The sequence below is a fragment of the Aeoliella sp. genome (assembly GCF_965227375.1).
Lineage (GTDB): Bacteria > Planctomycetota > Planctomycetia > Pirellulales > Lacipirellulaceae > Aeoliella.
Genome location: NZ_CBDDFX010000001.1, coordinates 249,577 through 266,954 on the forward strand (window position 1 = coordinate 249,577; position 17,378 = coordinate 266,954).

13 protein-coding genes and 1 tRNA gene are annotated in these 17,378 nt (G+C 60.4%); 8 read left to right on the top strand and 6 right to left on the bottom strand.

The genetic code is table 11. From position 1 onward, the window contains the following. The first annotated feature begins 2 nt into the window (after positions 1-2). Positions 3-2,129: an elongation factor G gene (gene fusA, locus ACQK2L_RS01180; RefSeq protein ID WP_425395099.1), complete on the top strand. Its 2,127-nt coding sequence runs from the start codon at positions 3-5 to the stop codon at positions 2,127-2,129. Between the two features lie 190 nt (positions 2,130-2,319). Continuing rightward, a complete protein-coding gene (locus ACQK2L_RS01185) occupies positions 2,320-3,168 on the top strand; it encodes an exosortase-associated EpsI family protein (RefSeq protein ID WP_425395100.1) in 849 nt (282 codons plus the stop codon). Positions 3,169-3,285: 117 nt separating this feature from the next. Here ACQK2L_RS01185 and ACQK2L_RS01190 read toward each other — a convergent pair whose 3' ends face one another. After that, positions 3,286-4,374, bottom strand: coding sequence for a DUF1559 domain-containing protein (locus tag ACQK2L_RS01190; protein WP_425395101.1), 1,089 nt, complete (start codon positions 4,372-4,374; stop codon positions 3,286-3,288). Between the two features lie 477 nt (positions 4,375-4,851). Here ACQK2L_RS01190 and fae point away from each other — a divergent pair, with 477 nt between their 5' ends. Together fae and ACQK2L_RS01200 are read left to right on the top strand one after the other, a co-directional pair. Continuing rightward, positions 4,852-5,349 (top strand): formaldehyde-activating enzyme, encoded by a 498-nt coding sequence (fae, locus tag ACQK2L_RS01195; RefSeq protein WP_425395102.1) that lies wholly within the window; start codon positions 4,852-4,854, stop codon positions 5,347-5,349. Positions 5,350-5,937: 588 nt separating this feature from the next. Next, positions 5,938-6,804 (top strand): NADP-dependent methylenetetrahydromethanopterin/methylenetetrahydrofolate dehydrogenase, encoded by an 867-nt coding sequence (locus ACQK2L_RS01200; RefSeq protein WP_425395103.1) that lies wholly within the window; start codon positions 5,938-5,940, stop codon positions 6,802-6,804. Positions 6,805-6,823: 19 nt separating this feature from the next. Here the strand turns inward: ACQK2L_RS01200 and ACQK2L_RS01205 are convergent, their stop codons facing one another. Continuing rightward, a complete protein-coding gene (locus tag ACQK2L_RS01205) occupies positions 6,824-7,252 on the bottom strand; it encodes a hypothetical protein (protein WP_425395104.1) in 429 nt (142 codons plus the stop codon). A gap of 102 nt (positions 7,253-7,354) precedes the next feature. On the opposite strand from ACQK2L_RS01205, the gene ACQK2L_RS01210 reads away from it, so the two are divergent. After that, a complete protein-coding gene (locus tag ACQK2L_RS01210; RefSeq protein WP_425395105.1) occupies positions 7,355-7,918 on the top strand; it encodes a hypothetical protein in 564 nt (187 codons plus the stop codon). 907 nt (positions 7,919-8,825) lie between these two features. On the opposite strand, the gene ACQK2L_RS01215 is transcribed toward ACQK2L_RS01210, so the two are convergent. Then, positions 8,826-9,377: an NUDIX hydrolase gene (locus ACQK2L_RS01215; protein ID WP_425395106.1), complete on the bottom strand. Its 552-nt coding sequence runs from the start codon at positions 9,375-9,377 to the stop codon at positions 8,826-8,828. 354 nt (positions 9,378-9,731) lie between these two features. Between ACQK2L_RS01215 and egtB the strand changes: the two genes are divergently transcribed. From egtB to ACQK2L_RS01230, 3 genes are all read left to right on the top strand, one after another. Continuing rightward, a complete protein-coding gene (gene egtB, locus ACQK2L_RS01220) occupies positions 9,732-11,015 on the top strand; it encodes an ergothioneine biosynthesis protein EgtB (protein ID WP_425395107.1) in 1,284 nt (427 codons plus the stop codon). 62 nt (positions 11,016-11,077) lie between these two features. Next, positions 11,078-12,046, top strand: coding sequence for an L-histidine N(alpha)-methyltransferase (gene egtD, locus ACQK2L_RS01225; RefSeq protein ID WP_425395108.1), 969 nt, complete (start codon positions 11,078-11,080; stop codon positions 12,044-12,046). Between the two features lie 79 nt (positions 12,047-12,125). After that, positions 12,126-12,199: transfer RNA gene (locus tag ACQK2L_RS01230), tRNA-Arg, on the top strand. 21 nt (positions 12,200-12,220) lie between these two features. Here the strand turns inward: ACQK2L_RS01230 and pelA are convergent. From pelA to ACQK2L_RS01245, 3 genes are read right to left on the bottom strand one after another with little or no spacing between them, the layout of a single operon-like run. Then, a complete protein-coding gene (gene pelA, locus ACQK2L_RS01235; protein WP_425395109.1) occupies positions 12,221-14,557 on the bottom strand; it encodes a pectate lyase in 2,337 nt (778 codons plus the stop codon). After that, entirely contained in the window at positions 14,547-15,980 is a 1,434-nt protein-coding gene (locus ACQK2L_RS01240) for a nucleoside hydrolase-like domain-containing protein (RefSeq protein WP_425395110.1), read from the bottom strand. The genes pelA and ACQK2L_RS01240 overlap by 11 nt, the downstream gene beginning before the upstream one ends. A gap of 51 nt (positions 15,981-16,031) precedes the next feature. Next, positions 16,032-17,297 carry a PEP-CTERM sorting domain-containing protein gene (locus ACQK2L_RS01245; RefSeq protein ID WP_425395111.1) on the bottom strand — a complete coding sequence of 422 codons (1,266 nt, stop codon included), beginning with the start codon at positions 17,295-17,297 and terminating at the stop codon, positions 16,032-16,034. Positions 17,298-17,378 lie beyond the last annotated feature (81 nt).

Consider the following 17,378-nt stretch of genomic DNA (forward strand, 5'->3'; position numbering starts at 1 on the left):
CCATGGCCACCGACTTAACGAAAATTCGCAACATCGGCATCATCGCCCACATCGATGCCGGCAAGACCACCGTCACCGAGCAGATGCTGTGGGTGAGCGGCGCGAAGCATCGCGCTGGCGCGGTGGACCAAGGTACCACCACCACGGACGACGATCCCGAAGAGGGCGAGCGGGGCATCACCATTTACTCCGCCTGCGTGCAGTTCCCGTGGAAGGACGTGAACATCAACCTGATCGACACGCCGGGCCATGTCGACTTCACTGCCGAAGTGGAACGTAGCCTCCGTGTGCTCGACGGTGCCGTGGTGGTGTTCAGCGCGCGCGAAGGCGTGGAAGCACAAAGCGAAACCGTGTGGCGGCAAGCCAACAAGTATGGCGTGCCGCGCATCGCCTTCATCAACAAGCTCGACCGCGAAGGTGCGGACTTCTACGCGGTGGTCGAGGAGATGGAGAGTCGCTTGGGCGCAGCGCCCGCCTTGCTGCAGATTCCGGTAGGGCAGGGGCCCGCGCACACCGATAGTCCCTTCCAGGGCGTGATCGACCTGGTGCAGATGAAGATGCTCACATTCCCCGGCGGCAAGGAAGATGTTCGCATTGATGTAGCAGACATCCCCGAGGAGCACCTGCCCGAAGCGCAGCTGTATCGCGAGAAGCTGCTGGAGTCGCTTACTAACTTCAGCGATGAGCTGATGTTAATTGTAATGGAAGACGAGCCAGTACCCGAGAAGCTCATTCACAAGGTGCTCCGCGACGCGACGGTGCACCAGCAGATTCAGCCGCTGCTGTGCGGCTCGGCGCTACACGGCATGGGCGTGCAACCGCTGTTGGACGCCGTGGCGGCCTACTTGCCAAACCCGCTGGAGATGCCGCCCGTGGTTGGCACCGATCCCAGTGGCAAGGCGGACAAGAACACCGGCGACGACCAGCGAGCCAAGATCCGACGCAAGCCCGATCCGAAGGAGCCGTTCTGCGGGCTGGTGTTCAAGATCCTGCCTTATAAGACTGGCGACCTGTATTGGGTTCGCATCTACTCGGGCGAGCTGAAACCCAATAGCCGCGTACTGAACGCGGGGAAGAACAAGAAGGAAAACGTCGCCCAGTTGTGGCGGATTCATGCGTCGAAGAAGGACGAGCAACTCACCGGTGCGCAGGCGGGCGACATCGTGGCGGTGATTGGCCTGCGCGACAGCGTCACCGGCGATACGTTGTGCGATACGCGTGAACCGATCCTGCTGGAGTCGATCGAGTTTCCCGAGACGGTTATCTCGATGGCCATCGAGCCGGAGAGCACTGCCGACAAGAAGAAGCTGGCCGAAGTGCTCGATATGCTTCGCAAGCAGGATCCCACCTTTGCCGCGGTAGAGAATGAAGAGACCGGTCAAACGATCATCAGTGGCATGGGCGAGTTGCACCTCGAGGTGATCCAGCACCGCTTGCAACGCGACTTCAACCTGAACGTGAAAGTCCACCGCCCGCGGGTGAGTTACCGCGAGACGGTGGAAAAGGCCACCGAGGTTACCGGCGAGTGCAACCGCCTGATCAATGGCGTGCAGCACACCGCGGCCGTGCGTTTGAAGATCGAGCCGTTCGTGGCCACTGGTCCCTTGGCCGCCCACGCGCCGCCGGTGGTGGTGTCGATCGATCCGAACCACGGTTTGCCTGGCGAGTACTTGAACGTGGTGATGGAGGAGTTGGAGACTGCAGCTTCCGGCGGCGGAACGCTCGGCTTTCCGCTGATGCGATTGAAGGTCACCGTGTTGGGCGGCGACGTGCACGAAACCGATGCGACAGAGATCGCCTTCCGCGCCGCAGCGAATCATGCGTTCGACACAGCCTTGCGGGAGGCCGGCCTGGTGCTGCTCGAGCCGATCATGAAGTTGGAACTGTCCACACCCGACGAGCACGTGGGCGATCTGGTAGGCGACTTGCAGCAGCGGCGGGCCATCATTCACCAAACGGAAACCCGCGGCTCGGACACCGTGCTGCATGCCGAAGCCCCGCTGGCCAACCTGTTCGGCTATTCCAGCGCGATGCGAAGCCTCAGCCAGGGGCGGGCGGGCTGCTCGATGACCCCCAGCGACTACGGCCCGGCCCCCGACGAGGTGGTCAAGAAGTTCCTGGGCGAGTAGCCACGCGAACCGGGCGGTTGTACGGTTCGTAACAGATATACCACGGTAGCTCTCCCCCGCCCGAAGCTCGGCCCTGTTGCGCGCTTGACACCCCCGTCGGCACCGCCTACCGTGAAAGTTTACCCCCTGCTATTCAAGTGGCCTCGCCCACACAGTACAGCACTTATTCGCGAATCCCGGCGGCCTTTCCATGCTCAAGTATCTACCTCTCATTGTCGTCTGCGTTGCCCTGGTTCCCCTGACCATCTGGCAGTGGAGCATGATGGACTGGGTGTGGAGTTCCAACGTGCCGGCGCAGCAATGTGCCTACTTGCTGCAAACCGAGATTCCCAACGAGATTGGCGACTGGGTAGGCGTCGACCAGCCCGTCGACGAGCAAGTTCGCAAGACAGCCGGTGCCGATGGCTACATCAGCCGCACCTACGTCAACCAGGAAACCAACGAGCGCGTGACCGTATGGTTCATTGTGGGACACTTCCGCAATGTCGCCCGGCATACCCCGAACATCTGCTATCGGAACGCAGGGTTCACCCAAGTGGAGCGCGCCAACCTGCAACCCTTCCTGGTAGACGACCTGCCCGACTCCGAGTTCCGTACAGCCAAGTTCAGAGGCCCCGGGCCCAATGGACAAGTCGTTCACGAACGCGTGTTCTGGGCGTGGTGGAAGCCTGAACCTCTGGAAGAAGGGCAAACGGCCGATGACGTCCTGATTGAATGGACCTCGCCGGAGGATCCTCGGTTGAAGTACGGTTTCTGTCGTGCCCTCTACAAGTTGTACTTCACGTCGTCCACGAACGAAGAAGAAGCACCAGGCGAAAGCGTGTGTCTCGACTTCGCCCAGGAGTTCCTGCCGGTAGTGGATGCAGAGCTTCGCAAGAGCGGCGTGGTCATGAATAACGAAGAGCTGCCGGCCGATCATGAGGCAGTCTTCGATCGGATGAAGCAAGCGAACGAAAAAGGCGACGACGAGAAGCTTCCAGAAGCGACCGAGGAAGAGTCGTCGGAGGAAACAACTGAAGAGACCACCGAAGCAACCTAACGCTGCGGCGGACGCTTGGTGCCTCCTGTAGACGATACTCGTCTAACCAAACTTAACACAGGCCGCCGAAGCAGTGTGCTTCGGCGGCCTGATCTAGTTTCGAAGCTAACCAGCGCTCTAGAACGCGTCGCTGGACACCGGCGGGAGTTTCGCGTCACGCACGTTGCCCGGAGCATAGTCCGAACGACGCGAATTGGTGGTCATCAACTGACCATAGACCGTTGGATCGATCGAATCCGGAACGAATCTTACGTTGCCATCTGCAAAGCCCATGTTGACGCCACCAGAGTGGGCGCTCGATGGATACCCATAGCAATCTGTTAGATCCGACATGTATCTAGGTGGGAGAAGGTCCGCGGGAATTCCGTTGATCTTCTGATAGGTTGCTAAACAAGTCGTATTATCGGGATCAGCGGTGTTGGCGCTCACAGCCTGATTCGACCACGCAAACCCAAACCACCTGGGAGCATCGACGAAGTCGGTTTTCTTGTTCTGTGAGAACATCGTCGGATTGTTGTTAGAGTCAGTATACGTCCAGTAGAACGAGTACAAACTCTCGCTGACCATCACCGTGTTCGAAGTTCCGTCCTGCAGATGCGCCATGGTAACCTTGGGGGCCTTTCCACCTTCACGTCCGTCCGTTGCACCTGAAGGGATGGCGTTCAAGTTCACACTGCGATCGACCATGATGCCATTCGCAGGGTTCTCTGCAACACTGGCTCGTGTTGGATCGGTTGTCATTTGCCCACTGTTGCCCACGTACGAGTTGTTGGGCAGTCCTGGAATCTCGGGTGGATCGCTGGGGCAGATAAGGAACTCAAGTTCCGGGGTCTGGTCGGTTCCCGATGCGAAGTTATTCCAATTGTCCCACAGCGGAACCTGCTCCAGGTTGGGGAACAACATCACGAGCCAACTTGCCTGGCGAGCCTGGGTGTATTGGTTGTTGCTCGAGTGTCGAGCGCTACGCACGTCCTCGACATCGTTCATGTAACCGGGCAACGCCCCTTGCGTCGACTCAAAGTTAACGAGAGCCAGGCCCAGTTGCCGCATGTTGCTCTTGCAGGTGTTGTTGCGGGCCGCTTCGCGAGCAGCGCCTACTGCTGGCAGCAGCAGTGCGACCAGGGTGCCGATGATCGCGATCACGACCAACAGTTCAACCAGAGTGAAGCCGCGGATCGATCGGCGGCTGGGTAGCGAGTGCCTCATGTTTCTTCTCTCTTCTTGTGTTGCCGTCGGCACCGGCCGCGCGGCGGGGATGAATAGCAGATGAAAGCGTTGGTCCTAGGGCGGACCGGGGTTCTGTTCCGTTGGTCGCCTTCGATTTGGATGGACAAAGCAACTAGCAGCGCGGCATCCCAGGCGACCGATCGGGACGACGAGCAGGGCCGGCGATGCAGTAGACACCGCCACCAGTTTAAATTGTGGCAAAAACGGGACCATTTGTCCAGAAAACACGGTTCCCCGCGGGACCGGTCGCTTGAATAACCGCACCATTTTGGTATTCTCCACCGCAGCGAAGCGGAGTCCGGCAGGGGCACTAGCCGGAGGGCCTCCATTCGCCATTCGCCCAAAACAGCTCCATTTCTTCCTCAATTGGCTGTTTTTACCCAACTTCTTGGGACTGGCGGCACTAAATCCCCCCTTGGCCGTATCACTCAAAATCAACACGTAGGAGTACTTGGAATGTCCATGTTTATCGGCGAAGCCCTGACGGGCGATGGCAACGAGATTGCCCACATCGATCTGTTGATCGGCAGCAAAGATGGCCCCGTCGGCACAGCCTTCGCAAACGCCCTGGCTCGCCAGAGCGAAGGCCACACCAATCTGCTGGCCGTGCTGACTCCCAACCTGGCTGTGAAGCCCGCCACCGTGATGATCACCAAGGTGACCATCAAGGGCATGAAGCAAGCGGTGCAGATGTTTGGCCCCGCACAGGCCGCTGTGGCCAAGGCCATGGCCGACAGCGTGGCCGACGGCGTGATCGCCCAGGACGCGGCCGAGGATCTGGTCTGCGTGTGCGGTGTGTTCATTCACCCTGAAGCCGACGACGACAAGAAGATCTACGAGTACAACTACGAGGCCACCAAGATGGCCATCAAGAACGCGATGGAAAACAAGCCCTCGGCCGCCGAAATGATCGCCGGCAAAGAGGAAGCTGCCCACCCATTCCGCGGCTTCTAGCAAACTCCCCTCCCCTGCGCGGCTTCGCGCAGGGGAGGCTTCTAACCCAGCGAGCCGGTTCGTCCCCGAGCCCGGCAGTAGTGCGTTGGACTTTCCGGGACCGAGGCCCGGCTCGCGCGGGGGTTTTGGGACAGTTTTGGGGATAAACGATTCATTGGCCCAAAACCCTCTGAGGTTTGTCCCCCTTAGTTTTCAAAAACACCTTGTTTTGCTGGGCCGCGGTCGATCGCATTGGCCCAAAACCCATCGCGTTGTTCCCCGCATGTCAGCCCGTTGGCCCAAAACCCTAATAGTGGCCGTTCGCTCCGCGAACGAGTCCCGGGGCTTGCAAATCAACCCAGCGCGCGCACCACACCCGGAGCCCCAACTCACCAGAGTTCGGACTGCACACCGTTCAAATTTTCACACCCCGTATTCTCCCCCACCCGGTGTAAACTTCCCACCAGCGCGGGCGTAGAAACAGAAGAAAAGTGGCAGTCGCCAAGGGAGAGTTAGGCCCGGCGTTAACGCCGGGTGCATGTGCCTTGGCGCTGCGGTACGAACACTCTCCAAAAGTCACGCCCGCCTAACGCCTAACAAGGCCCCGTCATGCCCGCCAAGATCCTTGTTTGCCTCGACACCGACCCGCAGCCCAGCGTATTCGACGGCGTGGTGGCCGTGGATGCCGGCGTCGATCACCTGTTCCGCCACGGCGGCGTCACGCCAGCCGACGTACAAAATTTGGTCTATGGCGCCATCTTCACCCGCGCGCCGGACGAGCTGAACAATACGGCCATCTTTGTCGGCGGCAGCGACGTCTCGGCGGGCGAGAAGGTCCTGGCCGCTGTGAAAGAAACTTGCTTCGGGCCGATGCGGGTGTCGGTGATGCTCGACTCCAACGGCTCGAATACCACGGCCGCCGCCGCCGTGATTGCAGCCGGGCGGCACACCGATCTGTCGCAGTCGACCGTCACCGTGCTGGCCGGCACCGGTTCGGTCGGCAAGCGAATCTTGCTGATGCTGGCCGACGACGGCGCCCGGATGCGACTCGGTTCGCGCTCCCTGGAGCACGCTCAACAGGTCGCCGAGGAGGTCCGCCACAAGGCCCCCAACGCAGTGATCGAGTGCATGGTGACCACCGACGAAGCCGGCCTGCGCAAGTCGCTCGACGGAGCCAACGTGGTGATCTCCAGCGGCCCTCCTGGCGTGGAACTCTTTCCCCAGCGGGTGCGCGACGACTACCCCAACCTCGACGTAGCCATCGACCTGAACGCCGTGCCGCCCTTGGGTATCGAAGGCATCGAAGTGGTCGATAAACGCGTCGAGCAAGGATCGACCATCTGCTACGGAGCCATCGGCGTGGGCGGCACCAAGATGAAGATCCACCACGCGGCGATCGCGAAGCTGTTCACCGCCAACGACCTGGTGTTCGACGCCACGGAGATCTACGAGTTGGGCAAGGAATTGGAGGCGTGAATTCAACTCCCTCTGATTCCTACCCCCTAATCGCCAGCAGCACCAGGTAAGTGATCAGCAGCACCAGCGCCGAGAAGCATGCCACGACGATCCGCACCTTGGTCCGCAGTCGCGCCTTTTCCTCGGCGCTCAGGGTCATCGGGTCGACCACGGTGCTGACCTTCGGCCCCAGGATGGCCTCCGGTTCCGGTGCGGCGGGCATTTCCACCGGCGCTTCCACGACTGGTTGGGGTGCCGGAGCCGATGGTACGGGCGCGGGGACCGGAGGGCTTGCCACAGGCTTTGGCTGGGCTCGAACCTTTGGTTGGGCGACCGGCGTGGCGGCTGCTTTGCTGGGCAGCAATCGGCCACAATGCGGACAGGTGGCAGACTCTACCCCGCCCAGCGCACTACCGCAGTGGGGACAACGAGACGAATCGGGCGGCGTTGGCGTGGACGAACTCGACATGATCAAGCTCCATCGTAACTGGTCGAAGGCGATGCCTAAAGCAATAATGGTGGTTTTGGCAACGATTGCCCTCGGAAACTTCTTCTAACGGACCACGCAGCTTTGGCGAAGAAACGTCGCAGTAAGAACCGCTCCTCGAAATCAAAGGCCGCTGGCGATTCGCGCAGCGTGTCGCTGGTGGCCGATGTCGCCGGAAACGCTTGGGTGCTTCGTCATCCCCGCTGTGCTCGCGACCGCGCCGAAGACATCGAAGAAGTGCAGATGATGATCGACGCCGGCGAGTTGGACGTCGCACAGGACGAGTTGCGATGGTTGCTCTCGGGCTGTTCCGATTGTCTCGACGCTCATTTGCTGTTGGGCCAAGTGGCATTGGAAGCGGGGAACGATTTTCCCTTGGCTCGTGGACACTTTGGCTACGCTTACCAACTCGGCCTGCGAGCGTGGCGTCGCGCCGGCCAACCGACTCCGGTTCCCTACACGCAGCTCGCCAACCGCAGCTTCCATGAATCGGGCCGATCATTGGCGTGGTGCCTGGAGAAACTCGGCAAGCGGACCATGGCCGACGAAGTCGTCGAAAACCTGGTGAAGCTCGACCCCACCGACCCCCTGGAATGCCGCCAAATGCTACGCGACCTCCGCGACACCGGCTCGCTGCCGACGTTGTGAAGTGCATTCTACTACTGCGCTAGGTTTAGTATTTCTTAGCCACGGATGAACACGAACACGGAAGGGCACGGATGTTGGAAGAGAAGCACTGAATAAGAACTGCTCCGAAGGAGCAAAACATGTCAGCCCGGGGCACCGCCCCGGGTTAAAGTGCCGTTCTTCCAGCGGTCGAGGAGCAAGCTATCCATTAGCCGGAGCATGACCGAGACCGCAACCAAGCCGCGTATTGCCACAAAGAGGCACGAAGAAACACGAAAAGGAAACTTTGCCTGCAGGGCATCTGTTTTTTTTGCGCCTTTTGATCCTTTTGGTGGCTATTCCTGCAATCCTCAAATACGGATGAACACGCAACGACCCAACGTGGCCAAGCCGAAATCAAAGCGGGTTGAACAGGAGGGCACAGAGTTCGCAGAGAATACTATTGCACGGATCGAATTGCGTGAGTGCGATGTGTGAAGACAGCTCCGAAGGAGCGAAATATGATAGCCCAGGGCAAGCGGAGGCGAGGGACGAGCCGAAGTGCCGCCCTGGGTTTGGCGCGCAACCACAGCAGCGGTCGAGGAGCAGTTTCTCCACTATCCGGAGCATGACCGAGACCGCAACCGGGCCGGGTATTGCCACAAAGAAGCACAAAGAAACACGAAAAGGAGAGACGCCGTTTGTAGAGCTCTCTTACCCGGGGCGGTGCCCCGGGCTGCCATATTTCGCGCCTGCGGGGCTGTTTGGATGCGTTGCACTCACGCAATGCAATCCGTGTCTATCGGTGTTCATACGTGGCTAAATATCCAGCGTGACCACCGCGAGAGGCTCCCGACTCTCTGTTTCCTCTGCGTCCTCATGTTCAGCGTCTTTGGTTGCGCCACGGCCGCGCTGGGGCTAATTCTGCACTGAATGTGCAACCAATATTCTACCCGCGCGGCAGTCGTCGCTCGGCGAGGTACAACCCGGCCAGTAGTTTGAAGTCGACCCCTTCGCCCCCTTCGGTCTTGGCGGCCAGCCAGCTATCCGCTTCGTCGAGCGGTACCTCGTGCACGATGATCGACTCGGCTTCGTCGCCCCCGCCTAGTCCGGTCTTGCGAACGTTCTCGGCCAGGTAGAACGTCACCGACTCGTCGGTAAGGCCTGGCGAGGAGTAGCCTTCCGCGAGCAGCGACCACTCATCCGACTCGTAGCCGGTCTCTTCCAGCAGTTCGCGCTGGGCAGCGGTGAGCATCGGTTCGCCGGCCAAATCGGCCGTGTCGCCCACCAAGCCCGCTGGGATCTCAATCACGCTCCGCCCGACAGGAATGCGATACTGTTCTACCAGGATCACTTGTCGGTCGGGTGTGATGGCAACAATGCCGACCGCGCCGCTAGCAATGGTGCGCGTGGCGTATTCCCAATGCCCTTGTGCGACTAGCTCCAGGTGCTTTCCGCGATGCAGGGTTGCAGGCGGTGGTAAATCGGGTGGTTCAGTCATAAGGCGCACTACAGATGTTTGTGGCGAGTGAAGGTGCGAGATCCTCTGAAAACTCGCCGCCACGGAGGTTGCATGCCTGTACGGCACGCACGAATGGTTGATCCTTGAAGTGAAATATTAGACTCTTGATATACGTGGCTCGCAACCGCATGGTTGCATCGCGAGCAAAATGCCGCGAGACTGGTAGTTGCACGAGCAGTTTGCCAGTGAGAGAGCAAGCGTTCGACTGCAAGGATACGGTCTGGCGGCTTTGGCACAGGATGTGCCACTCATCGGACTTTCGGTGGTCGCCACCGCACCGTTTCCTATAGTCCCACGAAACTCCACTCACCTTCACTGCAAGAAACGACCATCATGGCCAGTTCCTTCCAGGCGTGCGCCGCACCTCGCGCGACGTCCGAGCGCAGCTTGTCCACCCAGTATCAACGCGTTCGCCAGCAAACCGATCAGTTGTGCGCGCCACTGTCGCCCGAAGACTGCGTGATCCAATCGATGCCCGACGCCAGCCCGGTCCGCTGGCACCTGGCGCACACCACGTGGTTCTTCGAAACGTTCGTGCTCAAGCCGGCAGTTCGCAACTACCAGCCAGTTGATCCGTCGTTCGAGTACCTGTTCAACTCGTACTACAATCAGGTCGGCAAGCAGTTCCCCCGGCCGCAGCGTGGGCTATTGTCTCGGCCCGGCTTGGATCAGATCAAACAGTATCGCCGAACGGTCGACGCCCGAATTGGCGAGCTACTCACAGCCGAGCGTGAACTGGACGATGCCATCTTGCAGACGATTGAACTCGGCCTGCATCACGAGCAGCAGCATCAGGAGTTGATCCTCGCCGATGTGAAGCACATGCTCTCCTGCAATCCGCTGTGGCCCGCTTACCACTCGCCGCGCGGAAACCAAAACGACTCGCCCGCAGAGCTGGAGTGGATCGCGGGGCCCGAGGGCGTGCGATCAATGGGCCATCATGGCGAAAAGTTTGCCTACGACAACGAAGGCCCACTGCACGAAGTGTTGCTTCAGCCTCATGAACTCGCGTCGCGATTGGTGACCAATGGCGAGTACCTGGAGTTTGTCGCAGACGGCGGCTACCAGCGGCCCGAACTGTGGCTGTCGCTCGGTTGGAACACCGTGGGCGAGCAGAACTGGACCGCTCCACTCTACTGGCACCAGTTGGACGACCAGTGGTGCGAGTTCACCTTGGCGGGCCTCGAGCCGCTCGACCTCGCCGCGCCGGTTTGCCATGTGAGCTTCTTCGAAGCCGACGCGTACGCCCGCTGGCGTGAATGTCGACTGCCCACCGAAGCCGAATGGGAGCAGGCGGCCACCGCGCCGCAGGTCGAACCGACTGGCAACTTTGTCGAAAGCGGTTTGTACCATCCCCGCCCCGCCCGCTCCGCAGGCGGCATGCAGCAACTCTACGGCGACGTGTGGGAATGGACCGCCAGCCCTTACACGCCCTACCCCGGCTACCGCCCGCCCGCTGGCGCAATCGGCGAGTACAACGGCAAGTTCATGTGCAATCAGTACGTATTGCGCGGTGGTTCGTGCGCGACGTCGGCTACTCACATCCGCCCGACCTACCGCAACTTCTTCCCGCCCGACGCCCGCTGGCAGTTCTCCGGCATCCGCCTGGCTCGCTGATGAGCCGTCGGTTCGTTCGCTCACTCACTACAACTTCACATCTTCCGCAAGAAGGTTTGTTCATGCTTTCCCCGGCCCCGTCCCAGTGCCCATCAATTACCAGCCGCGAACAGTTCCGCAGCGACGTGCTCGCCGGACTGCGCGCGCCGCAGAAGGTCTTGCCGAGCAAGTACTTCTACGACCAGCGGGGAAGCCAACTGTTCGACCAGATTTGCGAACTGCCGGAGTACTACCTGACGCGGACCGAAGTGGGCATCATGGAGGAGCACGCGGGCGAGATGGGAGAGCTGATTGGCCCCCGCAGCATGCTCATCGAACTTGGCAGCGGCAGCAGCATGAAAACCGGCTGGCTGCTGGAGAGCACGCCGCTGCCGCTGTGCTACGTGCCAGTCGACATCTCAGGCGAGCACTTGCTCGAAGCGGCCGATCGCATTGCGGAGCAATTCACCGACATCGAAGTCCTGCCGGTGTGCGCGGACTTCTCGGCGAAGTTCGAACTACCCGAGACCGAGACGGACATCGATCGCCGAGTGGTCTACTTCCCTGGCTCCACCATCGGCAACTTCCGCCCCGAGCCCGCGCGGCAACTGCTCGCACAGATCGCCGAGCTCGTCGGACCGGGCGGCGGGCTGTTGATCGGTTTCGACCTGGCGAAAGACCGCCAAACGCTCGAAGCCGCCTACGACGACGCGGACAACGTGACCGCCGCGTTCAACAAGAACTTGCTCCGTCGCATCAACCAGGAGTTGGACGGAGACTTCTCACTTGACCAGTTCCGCCACCAGGCGGTGTACAACGAGTCGCACAGCCGCGTGGAGATGCACCTGGTAAGCCGCACGGATCAGGAAGTCCGCATCGGCAAGGCCCAGGTCCCCTTTTCCGCCGGCGAAAGCATCCGCACGGAGCTGTCGCACAAATACCGCCCCGACAGCTTCGCCGACCTAGTCCAATCCGCCGGCTTCGCCCCCGGCCAAATCTGGACCGACCCCAAGCAACTATTCGCCGTGGGCTACTACCCCACAGCCAGCTAGTGCGTGCGAACCCAGCCTCCCCAACCGTGTCTCGACAGGTTAAGATAAGGGGCGCTGCCGCGAAGTGGCAGCCCACCACGCGTCCGTAGCTCAATTGGATAGAGCACTGGTCTTCGGAACCAGGGGTTGCAGGTTCGAGTCCTGCCGGGCGTGCTTCGTCTCCTGGGGTTCCGCCTAGCGTTTAGACCTCGCGGGCGCCGGAGATTGGCACCGTTGCATCCGTTCTGCGAAGTCGCCGAGGAATTCACCTCGCCAGCGACTTACGGTTCTCACTCCCACGTGTGAACCTTCCGAGGCCTCCACGGCGGGATTGTCCGTCCACCAGTTTGGCAACCGGGCTGTGGGCCGCTTTGCCGTTTCGGATGAGATAGAGTACGCAACGACGGCTCCCGCCTTCCCGTCCAGGGACTGCAAGCTACTCTCGAGTACAAACTCGTACCTCTTAGCGGACTTTGGACTGAAGCGAAATCGGACCGTGTTGTCTGGAGCGAAGTAGCCATCCAAGCGTTGGTTCTCAACCCTCAGTACGGCCTCGGCGTCCTTGAGCACATCGTCGACTGGCAGCGCCAACTCGAGGATCCCGAACACTTCCATTTGGTCGTCAGCAGTGGGCATGCGAGTGAGTCGCAGCAGTGGCCTTTCCCAGGCGGCGACGTAGCTGCCGCCCCAACTTGGCTGGGACGGATCGCTGGCATTCCCTCGTAGCAACCAAGCGACCGAGGGGGTGTCCCCCATTTTGACCTCGGGCTTCTTGCTCTCAAATAAGTCGCCTAGCGCACCATGGCCATCGACAAACTCTGATACGAACTCCTCATTCCCCATGTCGTTCAGTTGATTCCCGCCGGTGAACCAACCTCGGTAGGTCGCGTTACTCTCGATCATCCACAGCTTGGGATGGTTGTCGACAAGGTATTGGTAAGCATCCGGCGACCATTTCTTGTTCGGTCCACCAATCCAATACACCCGCAGCTTCGGTAGGATATCCGGGGCATCGTGCAGAGCTTGGGCCACATCCTCGATGCCGCCCCAGACAAGTAGATGCAATGGTCGCGGATCATCCCGCCGAGCGCACTCGATGATCCATTCCGATCCTTCGGTGGGCTGCCGCACACCGGCGTAGGGTGCCCGTTTTGTCTCGCCTTGCTTGGTGATCGCGCGCAGTGCGTCAGGCGTGGGGTAGTGACTCGAATGAGTCTTGAGGTTGGCATAGTCGGCTTCGTAGCCGTCGATAACCTCCTGGATATGCTCCTTCCGGCCTGGGCCGTAGGGCGAGGAGACCAGGCCTTCGAGATCGAGCACGTCCGCGTAGACCAGCAAGTGAACCATCGACTGAAAATCGTCCGGATCGGTACCACCGATGTCGGTGGAAACGATCACTCGATGGCGCTGGCCCGCGAGGGCCCCGCCTTCGATCACCTCCCCTTCGTTTGCCAGGCCGTGCTTGGCGCGCCACCTCGGATAGTCTCTCTCGAGCAGCGAAGCGGCCCATGTGCCATGGTAGGCGTATCCGCTCCGACGCTCGTAACTGATTTCGCTAAAGTCGTAGCGGAACACGGAATCGCGGTCGAGATACAGCGGCCGATTCGTATTCAGCTCATAGAATCGAGCCCACAGAGACGGGGCTTCTGGGTCTGCGACCAGACGTCGATCTCTTCGTCTTTCGCCGTTTCTCACCCGTTCGACGCGCCAGCCGTTCATTCGCACCGATCGCAACCATGCGACCGCTCCTTCTACGGCGCGAATCACCTCGTCCGATGGGTCGTCGATCGACATCAGAAAGCGAACGACGCCCACCGACTCCGCCCCGGAAAGCGATGGCGGCTCGTACGCGCGGGCCCAGGCGGGTTCGAGCGTCGTTTCGTCGTGCTGGGCGCACCACGCTGTGAGCTGCCCGTCTTGTTCGATTTGGGTCTTGAGGATGCAATTGATGCCGAGTTCGACCGCGCGGGCAGCCTGTTCGCGATGTTCGCCATCCACGAAATCGTATGGATCGTCTCCCTGAGCCACGTCGCGAAGCAGTTCGAGGACGCGGATCATGGCTCCGTCGTTGTAGGTAATGTGAGAGTAGTAGCCCCTCCGCAAAGGCCAGAACTGAGGCCAACCACCGTTGGGGTTCTGGGCGGCGATCAGATAGTCGACTCCCCGAAGGAACGCATCGCGGTATTTGGCATCGTCGGTGGCGTGAGCCACACGTGCCAGAAACTGCATCGGGACCGTAGTTGCGTCGTTGTCGAGGCTGTTCGCGCGGCCTCCGCCAGGGGGAGGGATATCGTCGGGCGAACGCGGCGGCCTGGCGAGATCCGTGCTCTTGGGCCAGCCACCTTGGGGCGACTGATACTGCAGTACGCTGTCCGCAATGGCTTTCGCTTCGTCGCTGCGATACCAGGAGGGTTCTTTCCTCAACAAGTTCGCGCCGAAGCGCGCTTGCCCAAACGCGGCGTTTGGCCCTTCGAGCAACAGCAGGCCGAGGACTACAAGTAAAGTTAGGCGTGTGAGTGAATTATTTTCCATCTTGCGATTCTCTCACATCCACGATCACTCGGCGATAGCGTGTCAATCGCGGCATTCCATCGTCCGTCACCGCGAGAATAATGTGCATGGTGCCGACACCCGGAGGCATCACTCGCTGCGTCGGCACTCGGAACGATGCGTTCGCTCGGTCGAAGCCCCTGATCGCGACGGGCTGGCCAGTTCTTCCGCTGGAAACGGTCAGCGAGCCGGCTTCTCCGTAGTAGAACCAATGGTAGGACAACGTGTCGCCGTCCGGATCGTGGCTGCCTTCAGCGCTGAGCTGTACTACCTCGCCAGGCGTGGCCGTCAGACGATCGGAATGCCCGAGCTTGGCGACCGGTGGATGGTTCGCTTCGTCGTATGGCTTGATCGTCCAATCCATTCGTGCGGCGAAATCGTTCTGGTAGGCTTCACGCCACCGCCAAATCGTTGCGTGGTTGTCGGTGTGCCAGCGGTGGTCGATGCCCAACACCTCGTCTTCGGCGTCGGACCAAAAGGGGCGCGTCTCTTGTTGGGAGTGCCACTTTTGCTTCGGAGGCGTGTACTGTTCATAGCGGCCACCCCAACCGCCCCACTCTGGGTGCTCCGGATCGCTCAATCCGTTGTCAATCAGATTGAAAAACGAAGGGGTGTCGCCCTCCATCAGATACTCCCAGAGCGGATACTCTTCACCAAGTGGCCCCTTTTGCCGCACGTTCTCGTCCAGCCATTGGTTGGTCACCAGATCGAAATCGGCACCGACGAAGCGGCCGTGAAAATTGTCGCCGCTGATGCCGCTCCAAGTTGCGTGGTGGTAGCCGCCCCCAGCGTGAAAGCCTGGACTTGCCACATAGAACAGATCGGGAAACTGTTCACGTAGCCAGGGTCCGCTGTCGTCCTGGTCGGAGATCGTGTAGACGCGAAGCTTGGCGACGAACTGCTTAAGTTCGTCGGCGGAACGTGTTTCCCGGACTTTCCAAAGCGCCTGAGCCAGCACGTTCGGACCGCCCCAAACCGTGACCCACATCGGCCGAGGATCGTTCCGATCCACTGCTTCGATCAGCATCTCCGAAGCGGGGGAGTCGTTGCCCTCACCCACTCCGTTCATGCCGTAGACTGGCAATCCCTCCGTGACACGATCCAGAAGAAACTCCGCGGTCGGATAGCCTTGCTCGTGTTTCTCGAGGTTGTCCCGTACTTTGCCATACGCCTGAACAATGCGGCGGATGCGCTCCGGAGCAACGCGACCTTGCTGATGAATGGAAGTGGTGGCCGCCAGCCCTTCGACATCGAAGTGATTGGCGTAGGTTAGAAAACGAACCATCGACATGGCGTCGTCCGGTTCGTTTTCGATGTCTGTGAGCACGAACACTCGCGGTTTGTCAGCCGCCGACACCGTGATGCAGGCGGACAAGAGCAAGTAGAACACGGCGAGGTGCTTCACAGGGTTGGCTCACTTGAGATGGGAGATTCAACGGTACTGCCAGCCTGGTGGCTAGTCTGCTGCAGTATAGCAGCGCCGGATACGCATCCCCATCAGGGCTACCGAACCACAGGCCATCAACAGCAGCGAGCTTGGTTCCGGTACTCTCGCGCCGGCAATCGCCGCGCCCGCCGTGGTGTGAGGCGTAACCGACTGCCAGGTCAGGCCGATGCGGATCTCGTCGACGATCATGTCTCCCGGCGCGCGGCCGCTACTATCGTTTCCAGCACCGATGCCGATGGCTGCTTGGGTGAAGTTCGAGGGATCGACAATCTCCATCTCCCCTCCCTCCGCTCCGAAGTTGGACTTCCACAGGTTGTAGTGATCCACGCCAATCGATCCCACTAAACCGCCGACATTGGGCAGCGTGCCTTCCGGAGCTCCCAGGTTGTTCCGCCAAAGGGCATAGTCGGCGAGGTTGACGACATTGTCGTCGTTGAAGTCACCGTCGGCTGGCACCACTTCGTTCTCTACCTCCGCATAGTTCGCCATGACCTTCGCCACGTTGGTACCGTTGGCATCCAACTCGGAAGTCAAAACGGGGTCGATCCACATTTCCACGAAGTCGGCCCCATTGGTACCGCCGCCGATGCTCACCTTGAGGACCACGAAACGTTGGTCGTCGCCACCGTAGGTTACGCCCGTATCCAGTTGAGCATCTAGTCCGCTAAAGACCCAGTGGTTGTTGTCGTCGGTTACGAACGTGTTGCCGACGATGGCTTGCTCGCCCGGTTTGGTGGGGTTCTCGGTAACCTGAGGTTGACCGTAAAGGCCGAAGTGGGCAAAGCGACTGTACGGGTTTTCGGGTGTCGGGTCGGTCCCGTGGTACTCCGCGTCGGTTTGGCCCTCGCGCTTTCCGATGAACGAAATGTAGTAACTATTGCCAGTTCCGCCGGCGAGGTCGCTGAGCGTGGAGTTCGGTCCTGTGCCGGCGATCGGACGAAACACCCGCGCTTCGACGCCAGCTGCACCCGCGGCGCGTAACTTCTGATTTCCTGCTACGGTCAGTATGTTTCCACCTGGGTCGGTGTAACTCAAACCACCGTCTTCGATGCTCGACTGCCCAAAATCGGCGCCTGAGTTCTTGTGCAGCACCCAAGTGTCGTCGAAGAACGCTCCGTCCCAGTCTCCCCAACCAATTCCGCTGCCCTGCCCGGCGGCGGAAAAGCCGGTGAACATGTCCTCGAACGGTTCGTAGGCGATTAACTCTTGCGCAGTGCTGGGCGCAGCGAAACGGACGAACAGAGCGACTAGCAGACAGCAGTGGAAGGACTTCATCGAGGTCTCCTGAGTTCACGATGGAACAAGGCTGCGAGTGGCAGAGGGTTGAACGAAGGGACGAGAAGCCCCTGGCCAGCA

Excerpts from the sequence above, each read along its gene's own strand:
- egtD (WP_425395108.1), top strand. The coding sequence starts at position 11,078 with ATGCTTTCCCCGGCCCCGTCCCAGTGCCCATCAATTACCAGCCGCGAA.
- fusA (WP_425395099.1), top strand. The coding sequence starts at position 3 with ATGGCCACCGACTTAACGAAAATTCGCAACATCGGCATCATCGCCCAC.
- ACQK2L_RS01200 (WP_425395103.1), top strand. The coding sequence starts at position 5,938 with ATGCCCGCCAAGATCCTTGTTTGCCTCGACACCGACCCGCAGCCCAGC.
- ACQK2L_RS01185 (WP_425395100.1), top strand. The coding sequence starts at position 2,320 with ATGCTCAAGTATCTACCTCTCATTGTCGTCTGCGTTGCCCTGGTTCCC.
- pelA (WP_425395109.1), bottom strand. The coding sequence starts at position 14,557 with ATGGAAAATAATTCACTCACACGCCTAACTTTACTTGTAGTCCTCGGC.
- fae (WP_425395102.1), top strand. The coding sequence starts at position 4,852 with ATGTCCATGTTTATCGGCGAAGCCCTGACGGGCGATGGCAACGAGATT.
- ACQK2L_RS01190 (WP_425395101.1), bottom strand. The coding sequence starts at position 4,374 with ATGAGGCACTCGCTACCCAGCCGCCGATCGATCCGCGGCTTCACTCTG.
- ACQK2L_RS01245 (WP_425395111.1), bottom strand. The coding sequence starts at position 17,297 with ATGAAGTCCTTCCACTGCTGTCTGCTAGTCGCTCTGTTCGTCCGTTTC.
- ACQK2L_RS01205 (WP_425395104.1), bottom strand. The coding sequence starts at position 7,252 with ATGTCGAGTTCGTCCACGCCAACGCCGCCCGATTCGTCTCGTTGTCCC.
- egtB (WP_425395107.1), top strand. The coding sequence starts at position 9,732 with ATGGCCAGTTCCTTCCAGGCGTGCGCCGCACCTCGCGCGACGTCCGAG.
- ACQK2L_RS01215 (WP_425395106.1), bottom strand. The coding sequence starts at position 9,377 with ATGACTGAACCACCCGATTTACCACCGCCTGCAACCCTGCATCGCGGA.